The 23,148-nt window shown below is 61.2% G+C and carries 24 protein-coding genes; 10 read left to right on the plus strand and 14 right to left on the minus strand.

Annotated features, from left to right (window positions below):
• The 3 genes from ACOSV0_RS33225 to ACOSV0_RS33235 all read right to left on the minus strand — a co-directional run bounded on the left by ACOSV0_RS33225 (position 1) and on the right by ACOSV0_RS33235 (position 2,522).
• Positions 1-735, minus strand: a complete 735-nt coding sequence (locus ACOSV0_RS33225; protein WP_434111847.1) for a fimbrial biogenesis chaperone — start codon at positions 733-735, stop codon at positions 1-3.
• Between the two features lie 131 nt (positions 736-866).
• On the minus strand, positions 867-1,412 hold the full coding sequence (locus tag ACOSV0_RS33230) for a fimbrial protein (RefSeq protein ID WP_434111848.1): 546 nt from the start codon (positions 1,410-1,412) through the stop codon (positions 867-869).
• 858 nt (positions 1,413-2,270) lie between these two features.
• Positions 2,271-2,522, minus strand: a complete 252-nt coding sequence (locus tag ACOSV0_RS33235; RefSeq protein ID WP_434111850.1) for a hypothetical protein — start codon at positions 2,520-2,522, stop codon at positions 2,271-2,273.
• 307 nt (positions 2,523-2,829) lie between these two features.
• Here ACOSV0_RS33235 and ACOSV0_RS33240 point away from each other — a divergent pair, with 307 nt between their 5' ends.
• Positions 2,830-4,431, plus strand: a complete 1,602-nt coding sequence (locus ACOSV0_RS33240) for a hypothetical protein (RefSeq protein ID WP_434115961.1) — start codon at positions 2,830-2,832, stop codon at positions 4,429-4,431.
• Positions 4,432-4,593: 162 nt separating this feature from the next.
• Here ACOSV0_RS33240 and ACOSV0_RS33245 read toward each other — a convergent pair whose 3' ends face one another.
• On the minus strand, positions 4,594-5,562 hold the full coding sequence (locus ACOSV0_RS33245; protein WP_434111851.1) for a hypothetical protein: 969 nt from the start codon (positions 5,560-5,562) through the stop codon (positions 4,594-4,596).
• A gap of 463 nt (positions 5,563-6,025) precedes the next feature.
• Here ACOSV0_RS33245 and ACOSV0_RS33250 point away from each other — a divergent pair, with 463 nt between their 5' ends.
• The 6 genes from ACOSV0_RS33250 (at position 6,026) to ACOSV0_RS33275 (ending at position 11,520) form a co-directional block, all read left to right on the plus strand.
• Positions 6,026-6,223 carry a heavy-metal-associated domain-containing protein gene (locus tag ACOSV0_RS33250; RefSeq protein ID WP_434111853.1) on the plus strand — a complete coding sequence of 66 codons (198 nt, stop codon included), beginning with the start codon at positions 6,026-6,028 and terminating at the stop codon, positions 6,221-6,223.
• A 102-nt stretch (positions 6,224-6,325) separates the two neighbouring features.
• Complete coding sequence (gene copM / locus ACOSV0_RS33255; protein ID WP_434111854.1) at positions 6,326-6,724, plus strand: CopM family metallochaperone; 399 nt, start codon at positions 6,326-6,328, stop codon at positions 6,722-6,724.
• A gap of 389 nt (positions 6,725-7,113) precedes the next feature.
• Positions 7,114-8,433, plus strand: a complete 1,320-nt coding sequence (locus ACOSV0_RS33260; protein ID WP_434111856.1) for an MFS transporter — start codon at positions 7,114-7,116, stop codon at positions 8,431-8,433.
• A 48-nt stretch (positions 8,434-8,481) separates the two neighbouring features.
• Entirely contained in the window at positions 8,482-9,441 is a 960-nt protein-coding gene (locus tag ACOSV0_RS33265; protein ID WP_434111858.1) for a dihydrodipicolinate synthase family protein, read from the plus strand.
• 140 nt (positions 9,442-9,581) lie between these two features.
• Complete coding sequence (locus ACOSV0_RS33270) at positions 9,582-10,658, plus strand: LacI family DNA-binding transcriptional regulator (protein WP_434111860.1); 1,077 nt, start codon at positions 9,582-9,584, stop codon at positions 10,656-10,658.
• A gap of 169 nt (positions 10,659-10,827) precedes the next feature.
• Positions 10,828-11,520, plus strand: a complete 693-nt coding sequence (locus ACOSV0_RS33275) for a cytochrome b/b6 domain-containing protein (RefSeq protein WP_434111861.1) — start codon at positions 10,828-10,830, stop codon at positions 11,518-11,520.
• A 44-nt stretch (positions 11,521-11,564) separates the two neighbouring features.
• Here ACOSV0_RS33275 and ACOSV0_RS33280 read toward each other — a convergent pair whose 3' ends face one another.
• Together ACOSV0_RS33280 and ACOSV0_RS33285 are read right to left on the minus strand one after the other, a co-directional pair.
• Positions 11,565-12,026 carry a CHRD domain-containing protein gene (locus tag ACOSV0_RS33280; RefSeq protein WP_434111862.1) on the minus strand — a complete coding sequence of 154 codons (462 nt, stop codon included), beginning with the start codon at positions 12,024-12,026 and terminating at the stop codon, positions 11,565-11,567.
• 294 nt (positions 12,027-12,320) lie between these two features.
• Positions 12,321-14,177, minus strand: a complete 1,857-nt coding sequence (locus ACOSV0_RS33285) for an ABC transporter transmembrane domain-containing protein (RefSeq protein ID WP_434111865.1) — start codon at positions 14,175-14,177, stop codon at positions 12,321-12,323.
• Positions 14,178-14,408: 231 nt separating this feature from the next.
• On the opposite strand from ACOSV0_RS33285, the gene ACOSV0_RS33290 reads away from it, so the two are divergent.
• Positions 14,409-14,600: a hypothetical protein gene (locus ACOSV0_RS33290; protein ID WP_149667994.1), complete on the plus strand. Its 192-nt coding sequence runs from the start codon at positions 14,409-14,411 to the stop codon at positions 14,598-14,600.
• Between the two features lie 56 nt (positions 14,601-14,656).
• On the opposite strand, the gene ACOSV0_RS33295 is transcribed toward ACOSV0_RS33290, so the two are convergent.
• The 6 genes from ACOSV0_RS33295 to ACOSV0_RS33320 all read right to left on the minus strand — a co-directional run bounded on the left by ACOSV0_RS33295 (position 14,657) and on the right by ACOSV0_RS33320 (position 20,299).
• The gene (locus ACOSV0_RS33295; RefSeq protein WP_434115962.1) at positions 14,657-15,856 is read right to left on the minus strand and encodes a porin; all 1,200 of its coding nucleotides are present in this window, start codon (positions 15,854-15,856) and stop codon (positions 14,657-14,659) included.
• Positions 15,857-15,961: 105 nt separating this feature from the next.
• Positions 15,962-16,450 carry a TIGR00725 family protein gene (locus ACOSV0_RS33300; RefSeq protein ID WP_434115964.1) on the minus strand — a complete coding sequence of 163 codons (489 nt, stop codon included), beginning with the start codon at positions 16,448-16,450 and terminating at the stop codon, positions 15,962-15,964.
• 58 nt (positions 16,451-16,508) lie between these two features.
• Positions 16,509-17,339: an ABC transporter permease gene (locus ACOSV0_RS33305; RefSeq protein ID WP_434111866.1), complete on the minus strand. Its 831-nt coding sequence runs from the start codon at positions 17,337-17,339 to the stop codon at positions 16,509-16,511.
• A gap of 10 nt (positions 17,340-17,349) precedes the next feature.
• The gene (locus ACOSV0_RS33310; protein ID WP_434111868.1) at positions 17,350-18,450 is read right to left on the minus strand and encodes an extracellular solute-binding protein; all 1,101 of its coding nucleotides are present in this window, start codon (positions 18,448-18,450) and stop codon (positions 17,350-17,352) included.
• A gap of 30 nt (positions 18,451-18,480) precedes the next feature.
• Positions 18,481-19,527, minus strand: a complete 1,047-nt coding sequence (locus ACOSV0_RS33315; protein ID WP_434111870.1) for an ABC transporter ATP-binding protein — start codon at positions 19,525-19,527, stop codon at positions 18,481-18,483.
• A gap of 4 nt (positions 19,528-19,531) precedes the next feature.
• Positions 19,532-20,299: an ABC transporter permease gene (locus ACOSV0_RS33320; RefSeq protein WP_434115967.1), complete on the minus strand. Its 768-nt coding sequence runs from the start codon at positions 20,297-20,299 to the stop codon at positions 19,532-19,534.
• A 251-nt stretch (positions 20,300-20,550) separates the two neighbouring features.
• On the opposite strand from ACOSV0_RS33320, the gene ACOSV0_RS33325 reads away from it, so the two are divergent.
• Positions 20,551-21,435, plus strand: coding sequence for a LysR substrate-binding domain-containing protein (locus tag ACOSV0_RS33325; RefSeq protein ID WP_434115969.1), 885 nt, complete (start codon positions 20,551-20,553; stop codon positions 21,433-21,435).
• A 33-nt stretch (positions 21,436-21,468) separates the two neighbouring features.
• On the opposite strand, the gene ACOSV0_RS33330 is transcribed toward ACOSV0_RS33325, so the two are convergent.
• Positions 21,469-22,188, minus strand: a complete 720-nt coding sequence (locus ACOSV0_RS33330; RefSeq protein ID WP_434111871.1) for an ABC transporter substrate-binding protein — start codon at positions 22,186-22,188, stop codon at positions 21,469-21,471.
• An 85-nt stretch (positions 22,189-22,273) separates the two neighbouring features.
• On the opposite strand from ACOSV0_RS33330, the gene ACOSV0_RS33335 reads away from it, so the two are divergent.
• Positions 22,274-22,414 (plus strand): hypothetical protein, encoded by a 141-nt coding sequence (locus tag ACOSV0_RS33335; protein ID WP_434111873.1) that lies wholly within the window; start codon positions 22,274-22,276, stop codon positions 22,412-22,414.
• Positions 22,415-22,418: 4 nt separating this feature from the next.
• Here the strand turns inward: ACOSV0_RS33335 and ACOSV0_RS33340 are convergent, their stop codons facing one another.
• Positions 22,419-23,144: a transporter substrate-binding domain-containing protein gene (locus ACOSV0_RS33340; protein WP_434111875.1), complete on the minus strand. Its 726-nt coding sequence runs from the start codon at positions 23,142-23,144 to the stop codon at positions 22,419-22,421.
• Positions 23,145-23,148: the final 4 nt, after the last annotated feature.

A 23,148-nucleotide genomic window follows, 5' to 3' on the forward strand; every position in this document is an offset into this window, starting at 1 on the left:
TTACTTGCGGGTCCCGTCGCGCAGCGTTTTGCCGTTGACACCGGCGCCGTAGTCGTTGATGAACGTGTAGTCGACCTGTGCGGGCACGACGGCGAGCGGTGCAACATTGCCGACGTCGAAGTCAGCAGTCGCGCCCGGATCGACCATGCCGCCCTTTTCGCTGGTCCAGGTCGTTGTGTTCTCGCTCACCACGATCTTGCTGAACGTCACGTGGTAAGGCGTTGGATTGGTCGCCTCGAGCGCGTAGCCACCGTTGTCCTTGCGCACGAATTTCCAGCTGATTTTCGCGGCCGCTTCGTCGGCATTGCCCGGCAGACCCGCCGGACGAAAGAACAGCTTGATGCGCGAACGGAACGCCAGTTGCAGCGAATTCGGATCGCCCGCTGTCGCGCTGGCGTCCGCGCGCGGCGGCACTTCGAGCACGTTGAGCCAGAACAGCGACTCCTTGTCTTGCGGCAAAGGCTCTTGCGTATAGATCAGGCGCAGGCTCTGCCCTTTCTTCGGATCGAGACGAAACAGCGGCGGCGACAAGGTGAACGGCACCTTCGATTCGTCCGGCATCGCGTTCGGATTGCCTGTGTCGAGCCACACCTGCACCAGTGCCGGTGCGTCGCCTTCGTTATTGAGCTTGACGGTCACTTCGCGCTCATTGGCCTGATAGATCACGCGTGTCCCACTGATCACGACACCCGCATGCGCACTGCTCATCAACCACGACAATGCGAAAACCGTCATCGCCCTAGATAAAATCTTTCGCATTATCATTTTGTTATCCTTATTACATGGCGAACTCGTGGTTCGCTCTGATCTCCTCGACAGCCGGCGCCTCTCGCGGGCACCGGCTACCACCCCGTAGCGTCTGACTTTTACTGGTAGACGATCGAGTACATGACGGTCGTGTTGACCGTACCCGCCGTCGACGCACCATTCGTCGCCACGTATTGCGCGAAGTACTTGAGCGTGGCCGCACCGCTCGCCAGCGCGACGGCCTTCGAGTTCTGCGAGGCCTGAGCGGCGCCCAGCGTGATAACACTGCTGTCGCCGTTGAGCAGGCCGATTTCGACGTTGGTCGCGGTACCCGAAGCGTTGATTAGTTGACCGGTCGTCGTATCGACGGTCGCGCCCGGTTCGAAGTAGGTCGACACATTGCCCGAGTTCGGCGTGCAGTTCGACAGTGCGATGTTGAACGGCGTGCGGCCGGCGGTCGTGCCTGCGGTAGCGAGCGCCGATGTCGAGACGGTCGGCAGCGTGACGGTAAAGTTCTTGCCGCCGCCGTTGCCGCTGATCGTGCAGGTCTGGCTCGTAATCTGACCGGTGAATGTAATGGTGCCATCTGCCGCCTGCGAAATAGCCGGCATGGCAGCTGCGGCAGCAATGGCCGTAGCGAGTACGCCTGAGCGCGTGAATTTCATGGTTATCCCCATTGATAAATAGTGAGTCGTATTAAAAGACCGTGTGTGGCGGGTTCAGCAATGGCGTTGCGCTCAAACCAACCGCGCCGGGGCCAATTATCGGGACGACGCCAAAAAGGGACAGTCAATCAATGTCAGGGATAACGGGGAAAGATTGAAACAATGTCAAACCGGACAATTTCTGAAGTAAAAGCAACTTAAACGGGTACTGCGCTTTTGAAAATTGCGTCTACGCTACCGGTTTTGTTCATACGAATAACCTAGATTAAGCAAAATATACGGTTATTGAGCGAGGACAAGTCGAATTTGCCGGAAAGAGCTTTTTGTTGTCCGTTTATGAACTGGCAAATCGACTTAACTAAAGCTCGTTGCCTCTCCCCTGCAGTGATCACGCCCCGGACTACCTCGACGCATTCAATTGCCGCGCGGGTATCTCTGACGACATCTATTCGTGGAGTCCGAAATGAAACGCGCGCTTCTGATGCTCGCGCCCGTCGGCGGGATGCTGGTTGGCACCGCCCATGCGCAAAGCTCGTTGACGATTGGCGGAAACACGTACACGTACTGCGCCGCCGAGGGGCAATTCTGTTCGTTCACGGGCACGGCGAATGTCGTCTACGGCACGACTTCGCCTACGCTTCAATACGACATCAATGGCCCGTTCACGGGCGGAGTGCAATGCTCGACGGGAGCGGTATCGAGTACGGATCCCGCATTCGGGTATGGGAAGAGTTGCTGGTACAGAAGCACCTCGGCGCCCACGCCGACTCCAACACCCACTCCAACGCCGGCGCCTGCCTGGACCCAATGCGCGGTCGAAAACGCGCGCTGTTCGTTCACTGGCAAGATGACCGTACTTTATGGCGCGAGCACGACTGCAAACAACGTGACCAAAGTTTTCACCAACGGCACGACTTGCAGCAACACGGCTTTTGGCACTGATCCGGCGTTTGGGATTTCGAAGTACTGCTGGATTCCGAAGGCACCTGCATCGACGCCAACGCCGACACCGACGCCAACACCAACACCGACGCCAACACCAACACCAACACCCACGCCTACGCCAACACCTACACCAACACCTACACCCACACCCACACCCACGCCCACGCCTACACCTACACCTACACCTACACCTACACCTACACCTACACCTACACCTACACCTACACCTACACCTACACCTACACCTACTCCAACTCCAACTCCAACTCCAACTCCAACTCCAACACCCACGCCTACACCAACGTCCGCCATCGCCTGCGCGGCCCCAACGACAACAACCGGCGGCACCGCCAACGGCCTGATCTCCGCCGACACGCCAAGCAGCGACGGCACACGCCTCTTCAATCGAGGCAGCAGCTTTCAGGTGTCGTTCGTCACCGCCGCGAATTCGGCAGACACAGTCGTCTGGTCAATGCAGGACCAACTGGGCAACATCAAGGGTAGCGGTTCGTTCGCCGTGCCGAGCGGGACACAGACCAGCACGCTATCGTGCCAGAGCACCGCGGCGGGTTACTTCGCGATCACGGCGACACTGTCGCACGCGGGCGGCACGTTGCCGCAATCGGGCACGCGTCCAACCGGCATCGCCACATTCGGCATCTTGCCGAACCTGTCCGGCACGATACCGGCGGTCAGCTACGCGCATCAGGAGCAGCACCGCTTCGGCATGCAAGGCTTCAACGACAATGGCGCAATGCTCACGGCGCTCGGCATCTCCCAAACGATTGACGACCGCGAACTGTCCGCCATGGAGCCCAATGCCGCGAATACGTGGACGCCGGCCCTATCGGATCTCGATCCGTTCTACACGAACGGCAAGATCATGCGGCTCATCCGGCTGGACGGCATTCCCGCGTGGGCCAGTCCGACGGGTGCCTTTCAGGACGATACCAACGCGCCGACCAACGAAACCTACTATCAGAACTATATGGCGCGCGTGGGCACCGATAGCGCCGCGATCCGGCAGCAGTATTTTCCCAATCAGCAAAACGACTACTACCAGGTGACGTGGGAGCCTCAATGGGTCGACTCGACCGCCAATTTCATCGCGATGTACGCGGCCGTCTATGCGGGTCTGCATTCGACTGATCCCAATGCGGTTGTGATGGGCACGACCAATGTCTTTCCCGCAAACTGCCAGACGGAATGTACGCAGGGATATCTCGCCACGTACGCTCCGTTGGGCATCGGCAAATACATCGATGGCGTGACGACACACGGTTACTACAATGCCGGCACGTTCGCGGCGCATCCTCCCGAGCAATACGACACCGATCCGAATCCCGCGAATGTCGCGAACGCGCTCGATCAGCAGATGAGGTCATTGCGCTCGCAAATGCAGACGGTCAAGCCGAACATGCGCCTGTGGGTGACCGAACTCGGCATCACCTATGACTCCGGCGCGGCTTATGGCGCGAACTATCCGCCGGCAAACCAGCTATACGGGCAGGCCGCCGTCGCATTGCGCGCGCATTTGATCATGCTCGGCGAAGGCGCCCAGGTCACCTACTTCTTTTACGGCGCAGATTATCCAGCGGACGTCGGCATCGGTACGTTCTTCGATCTCACCGATCCTCAAGGGCAGTACGGTGCAACGAATCTGAGCCCGAAACCAGAAGCGCTCGCATTCGCCGCACTGACACGCGTTCTGGACGGAACGCAAACGCTTGGAGTCCTGAACGGACTTCCCTCGATGGTTTATGGCTACGCGTTTCAGCAACTGAATTCAGGCGCGGTGATCGCGGCGCTGTGGACACACAATAATTCGAACTGGCCGACATCGTCGGGTACATACAGTTCGACCTATAGCACCGGCTATGCATTGACCGTGAACTCGACCGGCACGAACGGCAACGTGAGCGTCATCGACATGATGGGCAATGTGACCTCGGTGGCCTATACGAACGGCGTCGTGAATCTCACGCTGACCGAGTCGCCGATTTACGTCGTACTGGCGAATCCGAGTGCGATACAAGGCAAGTACACGACACCTGTGGGTTATACAGGGCAATAGCGATGCTGCCGATGAACGTGATGTGAGGGACTGGCGGGTTAGCGCAGCGGCATGGGTTTGCCGGGAGACTTTCAGGCGTTCGTACTGTTATTTGAAAACGGCCGCCGCGTGCGCGGCTTATGTGGCTTATGCCACTCGAACCGCCTATGCCGCTTATGCCGCCTATGCCGCTTTAGCTGCTTTATCGTGCGCGGCCTGCTCGAGCCAGAGCTGGCTATCGGGAAACCAGAATGCGTCCGGGCGCGGCGGCGATACGAGCCTGACCGGAAGGGACGGATTGAATATTTTCGACCATGCGGACAGATACGACGGCGTCTTCACGAGGAACCCGCAATTGGCCAGCAGCAAGCTGGAAACCAGCGCTTCGCGGCCGATTTCGAGTCCCGGATAGCCGCTGAAGTGAACGGGTGTGCTGCCATGTGCAAGGAGTTTTGCCGGGGCTACCTTGACTGGTTTGCCGAATGGCCAGACGACAAAGAAGTCGATAAACGCCTGTTCGTCGCTCGAGATGAAAATGTTGGTGAGCTGCGGGTTTTCCGCGAGCGTCGATTCCACCTGCCGGCAAAAGCTTCCCCATGAAACCGGGACGGCTTCCAACGTTTTATCGGTACCTCGAAAATGCGCGCCAAGGGTCGATGTGCCGAGCCCGAGCTTCTGGCAGATCGAGTCGACTTCTGCGTAGATATGCGCGGCCGGCCGATAGTGCGCGAAGAAAAGTTCGCTTGCGCTTCTGAGTCGAAGCCGGGCCTCATAACGCTGACGAAAGCCCAACTGGACCAGGTCGCGAACGGTCGACGTTCTCACCTTATGGGTGACAGCGGCGCCCGATGCGGGATACACAGACTCGAAGAAAACCGGGAACCAGTCCAGCTTTCCGTCGGCATCGCCATATAACCCACCGCGTGCGCTAATGCACGGGGTGAGGCATTTCTCATCGCAATACATCAGAATAAACAGGACCATCTGCATCACGGAGAAAAAACCGGAGTTCTCCTGAATCTCGATGGAAAAAATGCCCCTGTTCAGGCGCTGGGTCGCATGAAGCGAAATCCGGCGCGGCGTAGCCACGGAATGCTTGAATCCTTCGCTGCGCCGGAATCGTTTCGCGCGGTCGAACACCTTTCTTAACATACCTGACTCCTAATTAATTAGGTATTCTTTGAAATGGCATGCACCTGTTTGCTGCGAAGGTATGGCTGCCCCAGCATAGCAGTTCAAAAATTCGGACCCAGTAAGTCTGGCTCATCTTAGTGAGCTACCGTACAAAGAACCGGTAAGGTTTTCCCTGGATAGACGAGCCGCACTGCCGGCTCAATCCGGCATCTCGCCGGTGTACTCATAGGCCACCTTCCCCCCTGGGATGCCTGAACCACTCCGGATCGCGGTAGTCGTTGCGCCCTAATCCCTCTCGCACTTTTACGACGCTGAACATGCCACCCATAGGCCCATCGTGTATGTGAACTTCTCCCGCGCGGATACAGGCTGCTTCGATATGAGCAAGGTTGGCGACCACAACAAATTCGGCCTATATGCTTGACCTTCCCACCATGGGAAGGCCCAGGCTTGAGTTCTGATTTCTCATTGGAGGCAAGAAATGGAACTCGAAATCCCGGATATGTCATGTGGCGGCTGCGCCAATGCCATTACGCGTGCAGTGACCGGCCTCGACCCCGCGGCGCAGCTCGAGGTCGATGTCCCCGTTAAAATCGTGACGGTCACGTCGACGTTGCCGTCGGCACGCATCATCGAGGCAATCGAGGAAGCGGGCTTTCATCCTTCGCTCAAGCGCTAAACCGATCGCATCATCAGGCCAGCTCTGCCGCTTCAGTCTCACGACCTGTTTGCGGCATCATGGCCGCCCGAAATAACTTTTGTCCCAACGGAAAAAACCAACATGAAAAATCTTCGCGCATTTCGTGCCTTGTGCCTTTTCAGCGGCATTGTGTTTGCTGTCGCCGCGGCGCCCGTCCACGCGCAGCAAGGTGCGTCGATGCCCGGCATGGACATGTCCGGTTCGGCAGACGCCGGGTCAAGTGCATCGACACAGGCATTCAAGGACGCCGACGAGAAAATGATGCAGGCCATGGACGCGCCCGCCTACACCGGCGATGCCGACAAGGACTTCGTGGCCCACATGATTCCGCATCATCAGGGCGCGGTCGAAATGGCGCAGGTCGAACTGAAATACGGTAAAGATCCCGAGTTGAAACGCCTGGCCCGCAACATCATCAAGGCACAACACGATGAGATCGCGTTCATGCAACGCTGGCAGGCCAAGCACGGTGTGAAGTGACAAGGGGCAACCTCGCCGCTTGAATGCTTTGAACGCCTGGACGCTTTGACGTCGCGTTTGATCCTCACGCAACGTCAGGTTCCAGTTGGATCTGTTCAACGTCTATGTCGGCCGGAGCCGGACTCCGGCCGCGAATGACTGGGGTTTACCCGCCAAATCCACTCTGACGCTTGCCACTTCTCCGGAATCCGGCTCAAAATGTAAGCGCTATCATTTTGACCATTCCCCTTTAAGGGGATGAAATGGCCACCTGCAACTTGGCCAACACAATAAATGTAAGCGCTAACATGACATGAGCATCGCAATTGAAGGACGCTGATCTTCCGGCCGCCTGACATCGCATCAGCGCGCCCCACCCCAAACAAAGACATGAAACGGAGACAACGAACATGAGCGCAACCCCGAGCCTCGAGCAGGCTCCACCGAGAATTCGCCGCGCCCAGATCGTGGCGCTCACGCTGCTGATGGTGAGCGGCATCGTCAACTATCTGGACCGCGGAACGCTCGCGGTTGCCAATCCGTTGATCCGGCACGACCTGGGCCTGTCGCTCGGCCAGATGGGTCTGCTGCTTTCCGCCTTTTCCTGGAGCTACGCGCTATTTCAGTTGCCGGTCGGCGGCCTCGTCGACCGGATCGGACCGCGCAAGCTGCTCGGCCTCGGCCTGATTGTCTGGTCAATCGCGCAGGGCGCCGGCGGATTCGTCTCGACGTTCGGCTGGTTCATTCTTGCGCGGATCGTGCTCGGCATCGGCGAGGCGCCGCAATTTCCGTCGGCGGCACGTGTTGTCAGCAACTGGTTTCCGCTGCGTGCGCGTGGCAAGCCGACCGGTATCTTCAACTCGGCGTCCCCACTCGGCTCGGCGCTCGCACCGCTATGTCTATCGATCCTCGTAGTGGAGTTTCACTGGCGCTGGGCATTCATCGTGACGGGCGCGCTTGGTCTGATCGTGGCTGTTGTATGGCTCGCGATGTATCGCGATCCCGCCAAGGCCACGATGACCGAAGCGGAACGGCGCTATCTCGAAGGCGACGAACCGGACCGCAAGCCGGCGCCCACACTCACATTCGCCGACTGGCGTTCGCTGTTTTCATACGGAACCACGTGGGGCATGCTGATCGGTTTCTTCGGCTCGGTCTACCTGAATTGGGTGTACCTCACGTGGCTACCCGGCTATCTGACGATGGAGCGGCACATGAGCCTGATGCACACGGGCGTCGCGGCATCGGTGCCGTTCTTCTGCGGTTTTCTGGGCTCGCTCACAGCCGGCTGGTTCTCCGATCTCATGACGAGCCGCAGCACCAACCCGGTTACCAGCCGCCGCAACGCGGTGGTGATCGCGATGCTCGGCATGGTCGCGTTCACGATTCCGGCGGCGCTGGTCGAGAGCAATACGATCGCTATCGTATGTATCTCGGTGGTGATCTTTCTGGCGAACGCCGCCTCCGCCAGTTCATGGGCGCTCGCCACGGCCGCCGCGCCGCCGAACCGCGTCGGCTCGCTCGGCGCGATCCAGAACTTCGGCGGCTTTCTGGGCGGCGCCCTCGCACCGATCCTCACCGGCTACATCGCGCAAACGTGGTCGTTCGTTCCTGCTTTGTTGACCGCTGCGGGCATCGCGTTTGTCGGCGCAATGAGCTACCTCCTGCTGGTGCGCAAACCGATCGACGACCGGCAGGCCCCCACTGAACCCCTGCGCGCGCCCGCCTGAAAGCGGGCGCCGCGCCAATTCATCGAATCCTTTCCGGGAGATCAAAACATGACCACCACCGAGCACACCAGGACTTCAGTCGAAGGGATCGTCCCCGTGATGCTGACGCCGTTCGACGACTCCGGCGCAATCGACTACGCCGGGCTCGAGCGTCTGATCGAGTGGTACATCGCGCACGGTTCCAATGCGCTGTTCGCCGTCGCCCAATCGAGTGAAATGCAGTTTCTGACGCTCGCCGAGCGCGGCGCGCTGGGACGCTTCGTGGTCGAGAAGGTTGCGGGCCGCATTCCTGTCGTGGTCTCCGGCCACATCAGCGACGATGCCGATGCCCAGGCCGAAGAGCTGAACGTTGCCGCGTCCACCGGCGCGCAAGGCGTCGTGCTCGTGACGAACCGGCTCGATCCGGATCGGCAGGGAACGGAAGCCTTCGCGGCGAATCTCAAGCGGCTCCTCGCGCGACTGCCATCCGACATGCCGCTCGGTTTGTACGAATGCCCTGCCCCCTACCGGCGACTGCTGTCCGACGACGAATTGAAGCTCTGCATCGACACCGGCCGCTTCATCATGTTGAAGGACGTGAGTTGCGATCTGGCTACCGTCAAACGGCGCGTCGCGCTCGCCCAAGGTTCGCCGCTGAAAATCCTCAACGCCAACGCAGCCATCGCGTGGGACGCCATGAAAGCCGGTTCTGCCGGCTTCAACGGTGTCTTCACGAACTTCCACCCGGATCTGTACAACTGGCTGCGCAACGATGCGGCGCAAGACCCGGCTCTCGCGGAAGAACTCGCGACGTTTCTCGTGCTCGCCGCCGTATCCGAGTCGCTCGGTTACCCCGCGCTGGCGAAGATCTACCACCAGCGCATCGGCACGTTCGACTCGATTCGCTGCCGCGTGATCGACTATGACGTGCGCGAACGCTTCTGGGCGCTCGACGCGGTGCTGGACAAGATCGTCGCGGGCACCGAGCATTTCCGCGCGCGCATCGCCGCGCTCGGTCAGCGCCGCTAGGCTCGCGGGCATCAGCGGTTGGGAACGTCCGATGATGATCGAAACGCCCGCATCCGCTGCCACGCATGCTCGCACTTTGCGCGCGCACGTGGCGGTAAGATGTCGGGCGGTTTCCGATTCCCCCTTTGCTTTCTGACCCGATGCCCGACGCCCCCGACTCTCCGGCCACAGCCCGAACCCAGACGAACCGTGTTCGCCGCAACACGGGCCGCACCGTGCTTGCCGATGTCGCCAGACTCGCGGGCGTGTCGACGGCAACCGTCTCGCGGGTCTACAACGAGCCGGACAAGGTCTCGACGAATGTGCGCGAGCGTGTCGAACACGCCGCGCTCACACTCAACTGGTTTCCCAACGCGGCGGGCCGCGCGCTCGCGTCCACGCGCAGTCACATTGCCGGCATCATCATCCCAACGCTGGACGACCAGGTGTTCGCCTCGCAGGTGAGCGCCATGCAGGCGGCGTTCGCGGCACGCGGCATCACACTCGTGCTGGGCTGCTCGAACTACGATCCCGCGCAGGCGCTCGTGCAGGTGCGCGCCATGCTCGCACGCGGCGTCGAGGCGATGGCGGTCGTCGGCGAGGCTCATCCGGCTGAACTATTCGAGGCGTTGCGACACTATCGCGTGCCTTATGCGGTCACGTATGCGTATCGCAAGGACAGCCCGCATATCTGCTTCGGCTTCGACAATCACGCGGCCTACACGGAGATCACCGAGCATCTGATCGGCCTCGGGCATCGCTCGTTCGCGGTCTGCATCCAGCCGATGCGCGACAACGATCGCGTACAGGCGCGCATGGCGGGCATCCGCTCGACGCTCGAACGCCATGGCCTCGCGGTGCGGCCGGAGCATATGTTCGAAGGCAAATCGACGATCGAATTCGGGCGGCGCAGTCTGCGCGCGATCTGGCAAGCGCCGTGCGAACGCCCGAGCGCGATCATCTGCGGCAACGATCACATCGCGCTTGGCGTGCTGCGCGAAGCGGAGGAATTGGGTATAGCGATTCCCAGCGAATTATCCGTGACGGGCTTCGACGATCTTGAGATCGCGAAAGAACTGCGCCCCGCGCTCACGACCATGCGCGTCGACACGTATGAGATCGGGCGGCTTACCGCGCAGTATCTGCTCGATGTGCTCGACGGCAAGCACCCGCAGCACGGACACGAAGTACATGCACTATTCCAGCTCAGACAATCGACCGGGCCGAGCGCGAGATAGCTTCGCGGCGCGGTTCTCTGTGGTCAATGTCGCCATGGTGCTCGCCCTGTTCGGTGGTGGTGGCATCATGGGCTACGGCGTCACCGCGTTGCGATTCTGCGATTATCCTGCGCGGTGTTCATGCCGGACCTGAATCTCTTCCAGCCATTTGCGGACGGAGGCGCGACACATGGATGCTAACGAACCTGTCACGCGGCCGACACAACCTGCGCGCCGCCCGGTGCTGATCTGGGATGCGCCAGTGCGACTGTTTCACTGGCTGGTGGTCGTGCTGGTCACAGCCGCCTATGTCACCTTGAAGCTGAACTGGATCGACTGGCACGTGCGGGCCGGCGAGGCGCTGCTTGCTCTCGTCATTTCCCGGCTGCTGTGGGGCTGCTTCGGCAGTGAGACCGCGCGCTTTCGCAGTTTCGTGGCGTCGCCCGCGGCTGCGCTTCGTCATCTACGTCACCTGTTTCGCCGCGAGCCGGACATGCAGGTGGGCCACAATGCGGCCGGTGGATGGATGGTCTTGCTGCTGCTCGCGTTGCTGCTGATCGAGACGTTGAGCGGGCTCTACGTCAACAACGACATCGCCGACGAAGGGCCGCTGAGCGAAGTGGTGCCTGCATGGCTCGCCAACGCGATCTCGACGCTGCACGGACTTGTTTGGGATGTGCTGCTCGCCGCGGTGGCGCTGCACGTGCTCGTGATCGCGCTCTACGCAGTAGCGAAGGGACACAACCTGCTGCGCCCGATGCTCACCGGCTACAAGTTGCTGCCCCCGTCCATCGATGCGCCGCGGCAGACGCCGGCGCTGCTGGCGCTACTGCCGCTCGGCGTCGGCGCTGCCGTGGTGATGCTGCTTGCAGCTTATCTATGAGCGTGCTGCGAACCTGATCTCACGGTGCCGCTTCAATGGTTGTGTCAATTGCTCTTCGGCGGCACCACCTGGCCGCGGATTTCGCCATTCGGATTGTTCTTGGTGTGAACGTTGATGTACATGTTACCGGCTTCGAACATCTTGGCGTCGTCCGGGGACAGCGTGGCCTGACCGCTGAACGGGCTCGTCATCTCCATACTGCCTTTCTGGGAGAGCCAGACCTTCACCCCGGCATTTTTACCGGCCGCGGCGGGTCCGTGAAAATGCGCCATCGTGGCCTGACTCGACAAGCCGCTGAAGCTGACGTTCCAAGTGACGACGCGCCTGCTGGCGTCATACGTAAGGTCGGCGCTGCCGCTGCCTGGCGTCTGTACCGCCGGAACCTGCTGGGCGCCCGTCAACGGCACCTGAAATGAGACCGGCGCCGCTTGCGCCAAGGTCAGCGTACCCGCCAAGGCCAGGCCACCGAACACCATGAAAGCGCGCTGCGAGATGGATCGTGACATTTGGTTTTCTCCTTTGGGTTTGCTCTTGCTGGGCGGCAGCCATGGTCGAAGAGTACGGAAGATCTTACCGTCGCCGCCGGCAGCCGAAGCGGTGAGACAAGGATAGGCGCAAGCCGCCGGGAACGCCAGGTGGGGTTCCGGACGCCTTGGCATTTGAAGTGTCCGCGCCTGCGATCAACCAGCGCGCACGTTCGCGCTTTTCTGTGCAACGAGAAGATGCAGCAGGCCAGGCAAAACTAATGATGGGTTTGCCTGGTGCTCCATCGATACGGACTCGACGCACTATCCGCTGCTTCACGCAGACCCAACAGGATCGCTCACAGCGCCCCGCGGCGCTGTCTGTCCCAACTGCTCGCCGAACTGCAGCGCAGCGAGCTGTGCATAAAGCGGCGAACTCAGAAGAAGCTCGGCATGACGGCCCTGCGCGACGATGCGCCCTTGTTCCAGCACGACAATACGATCGGCCTGTTGTACGGTCGCGAGACGATGCGCGATGACCAGCGTGGTGCGATTCTGCGCGGCATTATCCAGCGCCTTTTGCACCAGCCGTTCGCTGGCGGCATCGAGCGCGCTCGTGGCTTCGTCCAGCAGCAGGATCGGCGGATTCTTCAGGATCGCGCGAGCGATCGCGATGCGCTGACGCTGTCCGCCGGACAGCCGCACGCCGCGTTCGCCGAGAAACGTGTCGTAGCCTTGCGGCAATTCTTCGATAAAGCCGGCCGCCGCAGCCATGTCGGCGGCCCGTTGCACTTGCGCAAGCGTGGCTTCCGGCGCGCCGTAGCGGATGTTGTCCAGCACGCTTCCTGAAAAGATCACCGACTCCTGCAGCACCACGCCGATTTCCTTGCGCAATTCGACGAGCGGCACGTCACGCGTCGGCACGCCGTTGATCAGAATGCTGCCGGACTGCGGATCGTAAAAGCGCAGCAGCAACTGAAACAGCGTGGTTTTGCCCGCGCCGGACGGTCCGACCAGAGCGACATGTTCGCCCGGACGGACATCGAGCGAGAGTGCGGAAAGCGCCGCAATGCCAGGGCGCGAGGGATACGAGAAGCTGACGTTGTCGAAGCGGATGCCCTCGCCTTTCACGGGCAACGCGACGGTAGTCTCGGCCTGTACCACCGGCGAGCGCGCCGCCAGCAATTGCAGTAGACGTTCGGTCGCACCGGCAGCGCGTTGCAAGTCGCCCCATACCTCGGCAACCGCGCCCACGGCGCCGGCCGTGAACACCGCGTAGAGAATGAACTGCGACAGTTGACCCGCCGTCATCCGCCCGGCCAGCACCGCCTGCGCGCCGAGCCACAACACGAACACGATGGCGGTGAACACCAGCACGATCACCACGGCGGTCAGCCAGGCACGCGCGCGAATGCGCGTGAGCGCCGTCTCAAAGGCTGTCTCCACCGCGCCGGCAAAGCGCCGCGTTTCAAAGGGCTCCTGCGTGTACGACTGGACGGTCGGCATGGCATTGAGCACTTCGCCCGCCAACGCGCTCGTGTTGGCGATCTTGTCCTGGCTCGCGCGCGAAAGCCGCCGCACGCGCCGGCCGAAGATCACAATAGGCGCGACCACGACGATCAACGTCGCGATGATGTAGCCGGACAGCACCGGGCTCGTCACCGCCAGCATCGCCACGCCACCGATCAACAGGAAGAAATTGCGCAGCCCCAACGACAAACTGGTGCCGACTACCGCCTGGATCAACGTAGTGTCGGTAGTGAGCCGCGATAGCACCTCGCCGGTCTGTGTGGTTTCGAAGAATTGCGGACTCATGCCTAGCACGTGGTCGTAAACCGCACGCCGCAAGTCGGCCGTGACCCGCTCGCCCAGCCATGACACGAGATAGAAGCGCAATGCCGTGGCGGCGGCCAGTACCAGCGAAACGACAAAAAGCGCCAGAAAATAACGATCGATGTGCGCCGGGTCGCCCCCCGCGAAGCCACGATCGATCAGGTATTTGAACGCCACCGGCAACACCAGGGTGGCGCCCGCCGACGTCACCAGCGCGAGAAACGCGAGCGCCCAGCGGCCGGCATAGGGCCGCAGGAAGGGAAACAGCGCAAACAGGGGGCCAATACGCTTTGAGGGCGTTGAAGACGGTGAAGGCGATGAAGGTGATGAAGGCGGCGAAAGCGGAACAGCGTCTGGCATGAGGATTCCCAAGCGACTCGAAGGTCACCAGATTGTGCCAGTCCTGCGGATTCGACGTCGGGTTATGGAAAAGCCTGATGCTGCTCCATCAGCGCTTCTGTGTCTGCCGCACACAGTCCTGAAGAACTGACGGTCTTTCCGGCCAGGCGCCGTTGGACAGCTTCCGCATACTTGCCGCGAGTGCCCATCTGTATCAAGATCAAGTCGACTCATCCGGAACAGGCCATACCCATGACAGACGACTCCGATCCCGACAAACTGAAAGGCCCCGGCGGTTTGACGTTGCGCCAGATCCACGAACAGGTGCAGAAGAGCGTCGAGCGCGACCGCGAAGAGCAGGCCTCGCGCAACGCTATCGCTCCTCAGCGCAGCAGATGGCAACGGTGGGTGCGTTACGTGTGGGGCCGCAGCGGGCGTCGCTAGACGACGAGGTTCTCCCGTTGCGGAACGCAGCACTGCGGGCACGCACCCACGGCCCCTTAGAACGTCTGGCGGATACCCACGCGAACAAGGGTTTGCGCATTGCTCGCCGACGAAATGCCGTTCCCCACGTCGCCCACCGAGGCCGTCGCATTGACCGTATTGCCGAATGCATCGAGCGTCTTGCCGCTCGCCTTCTGGTAACCGACCAGTCCGTAGAGTGCCGTGCGCTTGGACAGGAAGTAATACGACGCGAGGTTGAACTGGTTGTACTTCGGCGCCGACTCGCCCTTGATAGAACTGCCCTGCGTGTAGTCATAACCTGCGGCGAGGCGCAGTGCCGGCGTCGCCTGCCAGGACACCGTCGCGCCCGCCGAGTTGAACGTTTCCTTGCCGGAGAACAACGAGAAGCTGCCGCCCTGGTATTGCGTGTTGCTGTATGACACACCGAGCGTCACCGAGCCGATCTGATACGTGCTTGCAGCTGCAATGATCTGCTGGTTCTTTGCCGACGCAAAACCTTCGTTGATCGACGAAGCGAAGGTGCCGTCATACGCGCTGGTCCAGGCGCCGCCATTGGCGCCGTAGGCGTTGGTCGCCTGCATGTAGGCCGCGCCGATGGCGAACGGACCACGGGTATATTGGCCGCCCAGACTCCACGTGTTCTGGTTCTTGATGCTGCCCGCCTGACCGCCGAAACCGTACAGTGCGCCAAACTGAAGCCCCGAAAATACCGGGCTCGTGTACTTGATCGAGTTGTTCTCGCGCGCCTGATTGTCGATGTTATCCAGATCGCCAGGATGCGCGCCCATGCCCGTCAGGAAAGTGCCCGCGCTGATGCTGCCGACAAAGTCGACGATCGGATCGTACTGGCGGCCCAGCGTGAGCTTGCCGAATTTGTTGCTCGACAACCCCATCCATGCCTGACGACCGAACTCGCGGCCGCCCTGGCCGAGTTGCCCCGTACCGATGTTAAAACCGTTCTCCAGCTGGAACACCGCCGACAGGCCGTCACCCAGGTCTTCGTTGCCCTTCAGCCCCCAGCGATCGCCTGACCAGGTGCCGCTCGCAAAGCCATAATTCGATGCATTGCTGTAGACGGCCGGCTTGCCTGACGCGCCCTTGGTCTGCAAGACACGTTGGCCGCTCGTATAGCCTAGACCTGCGTCGACAATCCCGTAAAGTGTCACGCTGCTCTGAGCGTGCGCGGTAAGCGACAGACTGCTCAATGCGAGCATTGTCACGGTGGTTTTTTTCATCATGATAAGGATGCCTATTTATTTGAGAGAAGTGACCGACTAATCTGGATACCTGTTACATCAGAGCCTCGGACGCGAGTCGGTCACTCGCGCCCGTATTCCGTTTCAATCTTTAGCTGTCTGCGCCTGTCTCGCGGTTACGAGCCAGTTCGCCACGCGAGCGACGAGCGTATCGACATCGTCGAACACTTCGGCCCCCCGTACCAAAGGTGCGCCTAACAGGGTAAAGACGGGCTTGTTCCACTGCAGACCCAGCGCCATCTCAGACAGCGTGCCCAGCCCGCCTCCTATCGCGATGAGGCAAAGTGAGGCGCGCGCAATCAACGCATTTCGTGTGATACCCAGCCCGGTTGGCAGCGCCACGGTAAGAAACGGGTTAGCCTCGTTTGCATCGTCCTCAGGCAGCAGGCCGATCACAATGCCGCCCGCGCGTTTCGCGCCGAATGCGGCCGCTTCCATCACCCCGCCTTTGCCGCCGCAGAGAATCGTCATGCCGGTGCCCGCCAACGCGTAGCCCAGGTTTCTCGCTGCCTGCAGTTGTTCCGGTGTGGCTTCCCGTGGACCAATCAGTCCGACCGGCATCGCATGCCGCATGGGTCCCGCCTGGTGAACCGTCAATCCCTGCAACGCCAGATACGCTGCGTCGGACCATTCAGTGTCGTCGTTGCCGTGCAAGGCATTCTCCTAGTGCCAGAACGCACGTACAGACCGCCATCAACACCAGCGAAAGCGCGGCTGCCTGCGGGAAATCCGTCTGTCCGTCCGAAAGTTTCAGGTACATCAGTAGCGGCAGGATATTGATCTGCGTCCCGGCGAGCGCGAGTGCGGTACCGTAGGTTCCCAGTGCAATCGACGTGACGAGGCACCAGGCCGCGGCGATCGAAGGCCACAGTTCCCGCAACGCCACGTCGAAGAGCGCCCGCAGCGGCGACGCGCCCAGTGTCAACGCGGCCTCGATCGGACGGCGGTCCAGGTTGGCGATCGCCGGATAAAGCATCAGCGCCACGCGTGGAATCAGGTAGTACGCATAAGCCGCGACCAGTCCCGCGGTCGTATAGATCAGTGCTCCGACCGTGGCCGGGTCGGCGCCCAGGCGAGCCAAGATGCTCGTCACGAAGCCGGCACGGCCGAAGGCCAGAATGAACCCGTACGCAATCACCAGACCGGAAAACGCCAACGGCACACCGAGCAGCGCGAGCAACCAGCCGCGCCGCTGCGGCGGCTGTCCGGCCAGCACCATCGCAAGCGGCAGCCCTACCGCGAGCGACACGGTGCCGGCGGCAAACGCCAGCGCGAGTGAGTGACCGAGCGCGCTGACCACCAGCGGATCATGAGCCAGGCGCACGAAGGCCGCGCCGTTCCCCTCGGCCGCCGAGACCAGCAATGCGCCGAGCGGCAACGCAAAGAACAGGGCGAGAAGAAGGCCCGCCGGAACCGCGCCGAAACGTCGCGCGATCCCTTCGTTCATCGAGGAAGTCACCATCTGCCGCCCCTTACTTTGCGAGCGCAGCCTGCGCCCACAACTGGTCGACTTCCGCCTTCTTCGCCGCGGCCTTGACCACGTCGAGCGGATGCATCTGCGGCACGTCGGGCATCTTCGCGCGGATGTCAGCAGACAGTTGCACGTCAGGCACCGCGGGACGCACGTAGCCTTGCGCGAACAGCGCCTGACCCACGTCGCTCATGACCAGGTTCAACCACAGACGCGCCGCGTTCGCATTCGGGCCGTCCTTCACGAGACTCATGGCGTACGGCGCGGACACCGTCGCTTCCTTCGGAATCACCACTTCGACGGCGTCGCCCATGCCATCGGCGTACTTCGCTTTGAGGCCGTCGTTTTCATAGCCGATCAGGATCGGAATCTCGCCCTTGACGAACTTCGCGTACGGGGTGGTGCCTTCGACGCGCATCACGTTGCCCGCCTCGCGCAACTTGCCGAAAAATTCCGCACCCGGCTTCGGATTGTCGACGCTGCCGCCGAACGCATAAGCCGCTGCGAAGACCGCGACCTGTCCCTGCCCGGTCGAGCGCGGATCCAGATAGACCACCGAGTTCCGGTACTCGGGCTTAAGCAGATCGGCCCAGCCGTGCGGGATGTCCTTGACGAGCTTGCGATTGACCAGCAGGGCAATATTCAGCGAATGAACCGTGAACCAGCGGCCATCGCGCTCGCGAAACACCGGCGGCAGTTTGTCGAAATTGATCGGCTTGAACGGCGCCACCACGTCCTTGTTGACTGCATCCAGTGCGGACGCGGCAAAGTAGTACGCGGTGTCGGCCTGCGGACGACGCCGCGACTTATCCAGCGCCACGACCGTCGCGGCCGAGCCGATGTCGTTGTACGTAATCTCGACCTTCGGATAGCGCTTTCTGAACTCGGCGAACAGCGCTTTCCAGTTGGCCCATTCGGGACCGGTGTCGAACGACACGACGAGTCCCTCGTCAGCCGCCTTCGCGTACAACGCCTCTTCTCCGGGGTAAAGCGGTGCGTCCGGCGCGGCATGCACGCCCGACGCGGCAGTCAGTACCGACAACGCACAAACGACTCCGGCGATACGGCGGACTCGCGACAAAAAACTAAGTCCTGCAAACATTCTGGTTCTCCGTCAAACAAGGAAGGTGAATTAGCAAAATTGACTGGTCCGCGCGGGCAGCACGCGCAAATGCCCGGGGTCGATCGCAATGGCGTGCTCGGCAAGATGGCGCCCTTCGCACAGAAGCGGCTTCTGCGAGGAATCCGGAACGAAGTCGTAGCGGCACGTCGCCCCGAAGTAGCGCACCTCGGCGCGGCGACCGGCGAGCCGGTTGACCGCGTTCGACGGCGGATCGGGCTGCACGTGCTCGGGACGAAGCAGCACGTCGACCTGATCGCCGGGGCGGAAAGCACGGGTATCGGCGGACAGCAACGCAAAGGAAACGTCGACTGTGCCATTTGCTATCACGCGTCCCGGCATCACGCTCGAATGACCGACGAAACGCGCGACCTGGGTCGATACCGGCTGCTCGTAGAGACGTTCAGGCGTATCCACCTGCAAGACTCGCCCGCCGTCGACCACCGCCACGCGGTCCGCAAGGCTCAAGGCTTCATCCTGATCGTGCGTGACCAGCAGAGTGGTCGCGCCGCATGCGCGTTGCAGCGTGCGAATCTCGTCGCGTAGCTGCTGGCGAATACCTGCGTCGAGCGCGGCAAGCGGTTCGTCGAGCAGCAGCACCTTCGGTTCGAACGCCAACGCGCGAGCCAGTGCGACGCGCTGCTGTTGCCCGCCCGACAGCAAGGTCGTACGGCGCCCGGCATGTTCGGCAAGACCGACCCGTTCGAGCATATCGAGCGCGCGAGCTCGGCGTTTTGCGGCATCGATGCCACGCATCCGCAGCCCGTAGGCCACGTTGTCCAGCACGTTCAGATGCGGGAAAAGCGCGTATTGCTGGAACACCATGCCGACCTCGCGGCGCCACACCGGAACGCCCGCCACGTCGCGTCCATCGATGGCAATCCGTCCTCGATAGCCGTTCAGCAGACCCGCGGTCAAGCGCAGGATCGTCGACTTGCCGGAACCGCTGCGGCCCATCACCGCGAGCAGTTCGCCCGGCGTGACCGACAGCGTCACGGCTTCGATACCGTGTTGCGCGCCGGGATAAGTAAAGCTCACGTTGTCGAAATGGAGGCTCATCGTTTTACTTCAGTCGTTGAACAGTGTTGATCGATACCAGAGTCGCGATCACGGCGAGGCAAAGCAGCACCACGGTGGCGGCGCACGCCATGCCGGTCGCACCGTAAAACGCCTGCAGCAGCACCACCGGATAGTTCCGGTACCGAAAGCCGGCGATCAGGTTGGACACCTGGAATTCGCCGATCGACAATGCGGCCACCATGACCAGTCCCGAGAACAGGCTCTGCCGGAGATTGGGCAAGACGATCGTGAAGAACTGCCGCAGCGGTGTGGCGCCGAGCGTCGCGGCGCAGGCTTCGAGGCGCGCGATATCGAGGTGGCGCAAGTCGCTAAGCAGCGTTTGCGTGAGGTACGGCAAGGTCAGTACCGTATGGGCGGCAATCAGCAACGGCAACGATCCGAGCCATGGCAGCGTGTCGCCGCTGAAGATAGCGATGTAACCGAAACCCAGCGTGAGCGCGGGCACGCCGACCGGCAGCAACGCGACCAGCCGCGCGGTCATGCCGCGCCCGGAGAGCGAGCGATAGTGCAGCGCGTACGCGAGCGGCAAACCGATCACCGCGGCCGCGCAGCAGCAGGCCAATGCGACCATCAGGCTCACGCCAAAAGCACGCCGGAAACTCGTGTTGGCGGCAAGGTCAGCGAACCAGTGTCCGGTGACGCCGGTCGGCAGCACTGTGTTGGTCCACGTTTCACCGAATGCACCAATCAGCAGCAGAGCAATCGGCAGCAGCATGTAGATCGCAAAGAGCACCACGACGGCCTGCAGCATGACGCGCTGGATCGACGCAAAGCGCCCGCTACTGTGACGAGTGGGAACATGGGGCTGGATAACCGGTGCGGCAGGCGTTTGCATGCAAGCTTTCCTCGTGAAGCGGACTGAAACTCGCGCGCCTTGACAGGACGGGGTGCAAGATTTCGATTTGCTTGCAAGTGTGCGGATACGACATGGCGTCGTCATGAAAAAAACGTACAAAACACGCATTGCGCTGTGCGCATCCGGAATACTTCGACGCTAGACCGATGAAACACCTTTACCCGAACGTCACCGAATTACTCGCCTTCACAAGCTCCGCCAAGCATCTGAACTTCTCCAGAGCGGCGCGCGAACTGGGACTGACGCCCAGCGCAGTCAGCCGGCAAATCGCCAGCCTGGAAGATTCTTTCGGCGTGCAGCTTTTCATTCGGGACGGCCGCAATCTTGCGCTCACCCGGGCGGGCAGCCTTTACCTCGCGCGCGTGGCCACCCCGTTGCGCGACCTCGGCAATGCGTCGCTCGAACTCATGAGCGCTGCCGGACAGAGCGACGTGCTGACGATCGCGAGCGTGCCCACATTCACGACCAAATGGCTGATTCCCCGGCTGCCGGAATTCCTGTCGAGCACCCCGGGACTCACGATCAGCTTCAGCCGCCACCTGGCGCACGGCGATCCGTTTCCGTTGGATCTGGACGCGGCTATCCGCTATGGCGATGGAAGTTGGGAGGGTGTCAAATGCGATTACATCGACGGGCGTACATTTCTGCCGGTCTGCGCACCGGAATGTCAGCAAAGATATGCGTTACGACGGTTGCAGGATGTCGCGCGCGTGCCCCGACTGTTGCACAGCCAGGCTGAACAGGTATGGAGTCAATGGGCCGATTTCTACGATGTACGTGACATGCATGTGCTCGCGGGCCCACGTTTCGAGCAATACTCCGTGCTGATCCAAGCCGCTCAGGCCGGTCTGGGACTCGCGCTCATCCCCGCTTTTCTTGTGCGCGATAACCTGGCTGCCGGCACCCTCGTCGAACCGCTGACGGCTCCGATCGACGTCGATCATGGACACTATCTCTGCTATTTCCCGGGGCGCATGGAAACACAGCCGGGGTTGAAGCGTTTCCGGGACTGGATGTTGTCCAGGGTCTGATTGAATCTGAACTACCCGCCGGTCCGCACTTCTCTAATCATTGTCTCTTGCTACAGCCGCACCCGCGATGCCATGACGCGCGAGGGAATCCGCGACGAAGCCCGACGCTTTCATGTCCTCGACGAACTTCGCGAGATAGGCGGCCGCTTCGTCGCCTCTTGCTTTCGGCACACCCATTGCCTGGCGGATCACCATGAAGCGTTGATCGAGCAAGCGCAATCCGCCCGCTTTGGCCGCGTCTTTTTCCAGTTGCTGTTTGACGCCTGCGGCCACGTCCAGATGCTGATCCAGAAAGCCCTGCACAACCGCCGGCGAAGTCGGAATCCTGACGATCGTCGCGCGATGCAATTCTCGCGTCAGGAACAAATCGTAGGCGCTGCCTTTGCCGACCGCGACCGTCACGCCGGGTTGGTCGACCTGCTCGTTGGCCGTGATCGGCGACGCGTCGCGAACAAGATAAAAGCCTTCGATCAACACATACGGTTTCGTGAAGCTGATTTCCTCTCCGCGCTTTGGATCGACGGCGAAGAAACCGATGTCGGCTTTGTCCTGATTCACGTTTTCAACCGAAGCGCCCGCCGATTTGACCGCGACCAGTTGCAGCGGCACGCCAAGTCGTTTGGCGAACTCGGTGGCGAGATCGACGGATACGCCGACCGGTTTTCCCGTTGCGGGATCGAGACTCGCGAGGACCGGATTGCCGAGATTGATCGACGCGCGCAACGTGCCACTCGGTGCGAATATTTTTGTCATTGACGTGCCCTTCGAATTGGCCGGTTGTGAACCCGTTGTTTGTGAGGCGCTCGCACCTTGCGTTTGCGCGAAAGCGGGCGACGAAATGGACAAGGGCAAGATGACTGCCCATGCGAGCACGGCTGCCAGCCTGCTGAAAACCGTGCTGCGGCATTGGGTAGTGATTGAAAGCTGCGTCATCCTGGATGGCCTTGAGTTAGCGGTCAGCAATTCCCGGGTTTCCTGAGAAGCTAAACGACTAGCACTGGGTCGATCTCCCTGCGCGTGATACCGAATTTCGACATGCGAGTCCGGTGGTCGGGAGAGCCCAGATATAAGCGAAGTTGCTCGTTCACCGCCTTAAGCAGATCACCGGCGTTCTTGTTAAACGAGAACGCGCCGGCCGGGAGAGGTTGCTTACCGTTCTCTACGATGTCGTGTTCAACAGCCTCCAGCACCGAGCCACCGATACGGCCGGCCACCACGCGATTTCCCACCGCAGTGCTGGCGTAGGCATCGATCGTTCCTGAGCGAAGCGCCGCTATTGCATCGGACTGCTGCTCGAAGATAACGATCTGATCCTCCCTCACTCCCGACATTCTGGCCGACTGGTGTTGCACCTGTCCGGCGATAATACCTAGCCGGGCATCGTGGCGTTCGGCAAGTAAGGCATAGCTATTGAGCGCTTTCGGATTTCCTGCGCGGACCAGAAAACCATCGCCGATCGCCCACACGGGCGAACTGAACGCAACCCGGCTGGCCCGTTCAGGCGTAACGAAAAGTGGAACGTTCATATCCCAGCGGCCCGCCTCGACGCCGGGCAACAGTTCACTGAACGTAGTCAGGTGATGCTCAATATGGGTGACGCCGATCGCCCGAAGGATGACTTCCGCCAGATCAAGGTCCGCTCCCGTCGGCTGATTCGATTCCGTCCAGCCGAATGGGGGTTCTTCGATGTACGCGATCGTCACCTTCATTGCT

This window comes from Paraburkholderia caffeinilytica, from assembly GCF_051027425.1.
Lineage (GTDB): Bacteria > Pseudomonadota > Gammaproteobacteria > Burkholderiales > Burkholderiaceae > Paraburkholderia > Paraburkholderia caffeinilytica_A.

Excerpts from the sequence above, each read along its gene's own strand:
- ACOSV0_RS33225 (WP_434111847.1), bottom strand. The coding sequence starts at position 735 with ATGACGGTTTTCGCATTGTCGTGGTTGATGAGCAGTGCGCATGCGGGT.
- ACOSV0_RS33230 (WP_434111848.1), bottom strand. The coding sequence starts at position 1,412 with ATGAAATTCACGCGCTCAGGCGTACTCGCTACGGCCATTGCTGCCGCA.
- ACOSV0_RS33240 (WP_434115961.1), top strand. The coding sequence starts at position 2,830 with ATGCAGGACCAACTGGGCAACATCAAGGGTAGCGGTTCGTTCGCCGTG.
- ACOSV0_RS33245 (WP_434111851.1), bottom strand. The coding sequence starts at position 5,562 with ATGTTAAGAAAGGTGTTCGACCGCGCGAAACGATTCCGGCGCAGCGAA.
- ACOSV0_RS33250 (WP_434111853.1), top strand. The coding sequence starts at position 6,026 with ATGGAACTCGAAATCCCGGATATGTCATGTGGCGGCTGCGCCAATGCC.
- copM (WP_434111854.1), top strand. The coding sequence starts at position 6,326 with ATGAAAAATCTTCGCGCATTTCGTGCCTTGTGCCTTTTCAGCGGCATT.
- ACOSV0_RS33260 (WP_434111856.1), top strand. The coding sequence starts at position 7,114 with ATGAGCGCAACCCCGAGCCTCGAGCAGGCTCCACCGAGAATTCGCCGC.
- ACOSV0_RS33265 (WP_434111858.1), top strand. The coding sequence starts at position 8,482 with ATGACCACCACCGAGCACACCAGGACTTCAGTCGAAGGGATCGTCCCC.
- ACOSV0_RS33270 (WP_434111860.1), top strand. The coding sequence starts at position 9,582 with ATGCCCGACGCCCCCGACTCTCCGGCCACAGCCCGAACCCAGACGAAC.
- ACOSV0_RS33275 (WP_434111861.1), top strand. The coding sequence starts at position 10,828 with ATGGATGCTAACGAACCTGTCACGCGGCCGACACAACCTGCGCGCCGC.
- ACOSV0_RS33280 (WP_434111862.1), bottom strand. The coding sequence starts at position 12,026 with ATGTCACGATCCATCTCGCAGCGCGCTTTCATGGTGTTCGGTGGCCTG.
- ACOSV0_RS33285 (WP_434111865.1), bottom strand. The coding sequence starts at position 14,177 with ATGCCAGACGCTGTTCCGCTTTCGCCGCCTTCATCACCTTCATCGCCT.
- ACOSV0_RS33290 (WP_149667994.1), top strand. The coding sequence starts at position 14,409 with ATGACAGACGACTCCGATCCCGACAAACTGAAAGGCCCCGGCGGTTTG.
- ACOSV0_RS33295 (WP_434115962.1), bottom strand. The coding sequence starts at position 15,856 with ATGAAAAAAACCACCGTGACAATGCTCGCATTGAGCAGTCTGTCGCTT.
- ACOSV0_RS33300 (WP_434115964.1), bottom strand. The coding sequence starts at position 16,450 with ATGCGGCATGCGATGCCGGTCGGACTGATTGGTCCACGGGAAGCCACA.
- ACOSV0_RS33305 (WP_434111866.1), bottom strand. The coding sequence starts at position 17,339 with ATGGTGACTTCCTCGATGAACGAAGGGATCGCGCGACGTTTCGGCGCG.
- ACOSV0_RS33310 (WP_434111868.1), bottom strand. The coding sequence starts at position 18,450 with ATGTTTGCAGGACTTAGTTTTTTGTCGCGAGTCCGCCGTATCGCCGGA.
- ACOSV0_RS33315 (WP_434111870.1), bottom strand. The coding sequence starts at position 19,527 with ATGAGCCTCCATTTCGACAACGTGAGCTTTACTTATCCCGGCGCGCAA.
- ACOSV0_RS33320 (WP_434115967.1), bottom strand. The coding sequence starts at position 20,299 with ATGCTGCAGGCCGTCGTGGTGCTCTTTGCGATCTACATGCTGCTGCCG.
- ACOSV0_RS33325 (WP_434115969.1), top strand. The coding sequence starts at position 20,551 with ATGAAACACCTTTACCCGAACGTCACCGAATTACTCGCCTTCACAAGC.
- ACOSV0_RS33330 (WP_434111871.1), bottom strand. The coding sequence starts at position 22,188 with ATGACAAAAATATTCGCACCGAGTGGCACGTTGCGCGCGTCGATCAAT.
- ACOSV0_RS33335 (WP_434111873.1), top strand. The coding sequence starts at position 22,274 with ATGGACAAGGGCAAGATGACTGCCCATGCGAGCACGGCTGCCAGCCTG.
- ACOSV0_RS33340 (WP_434111875.1), bottom strand. The coding sequence starts at position 23,144 with ATGAAGGTGACGATCGCGTACATCGAAGAACCCCCATTCGGCTGGACG.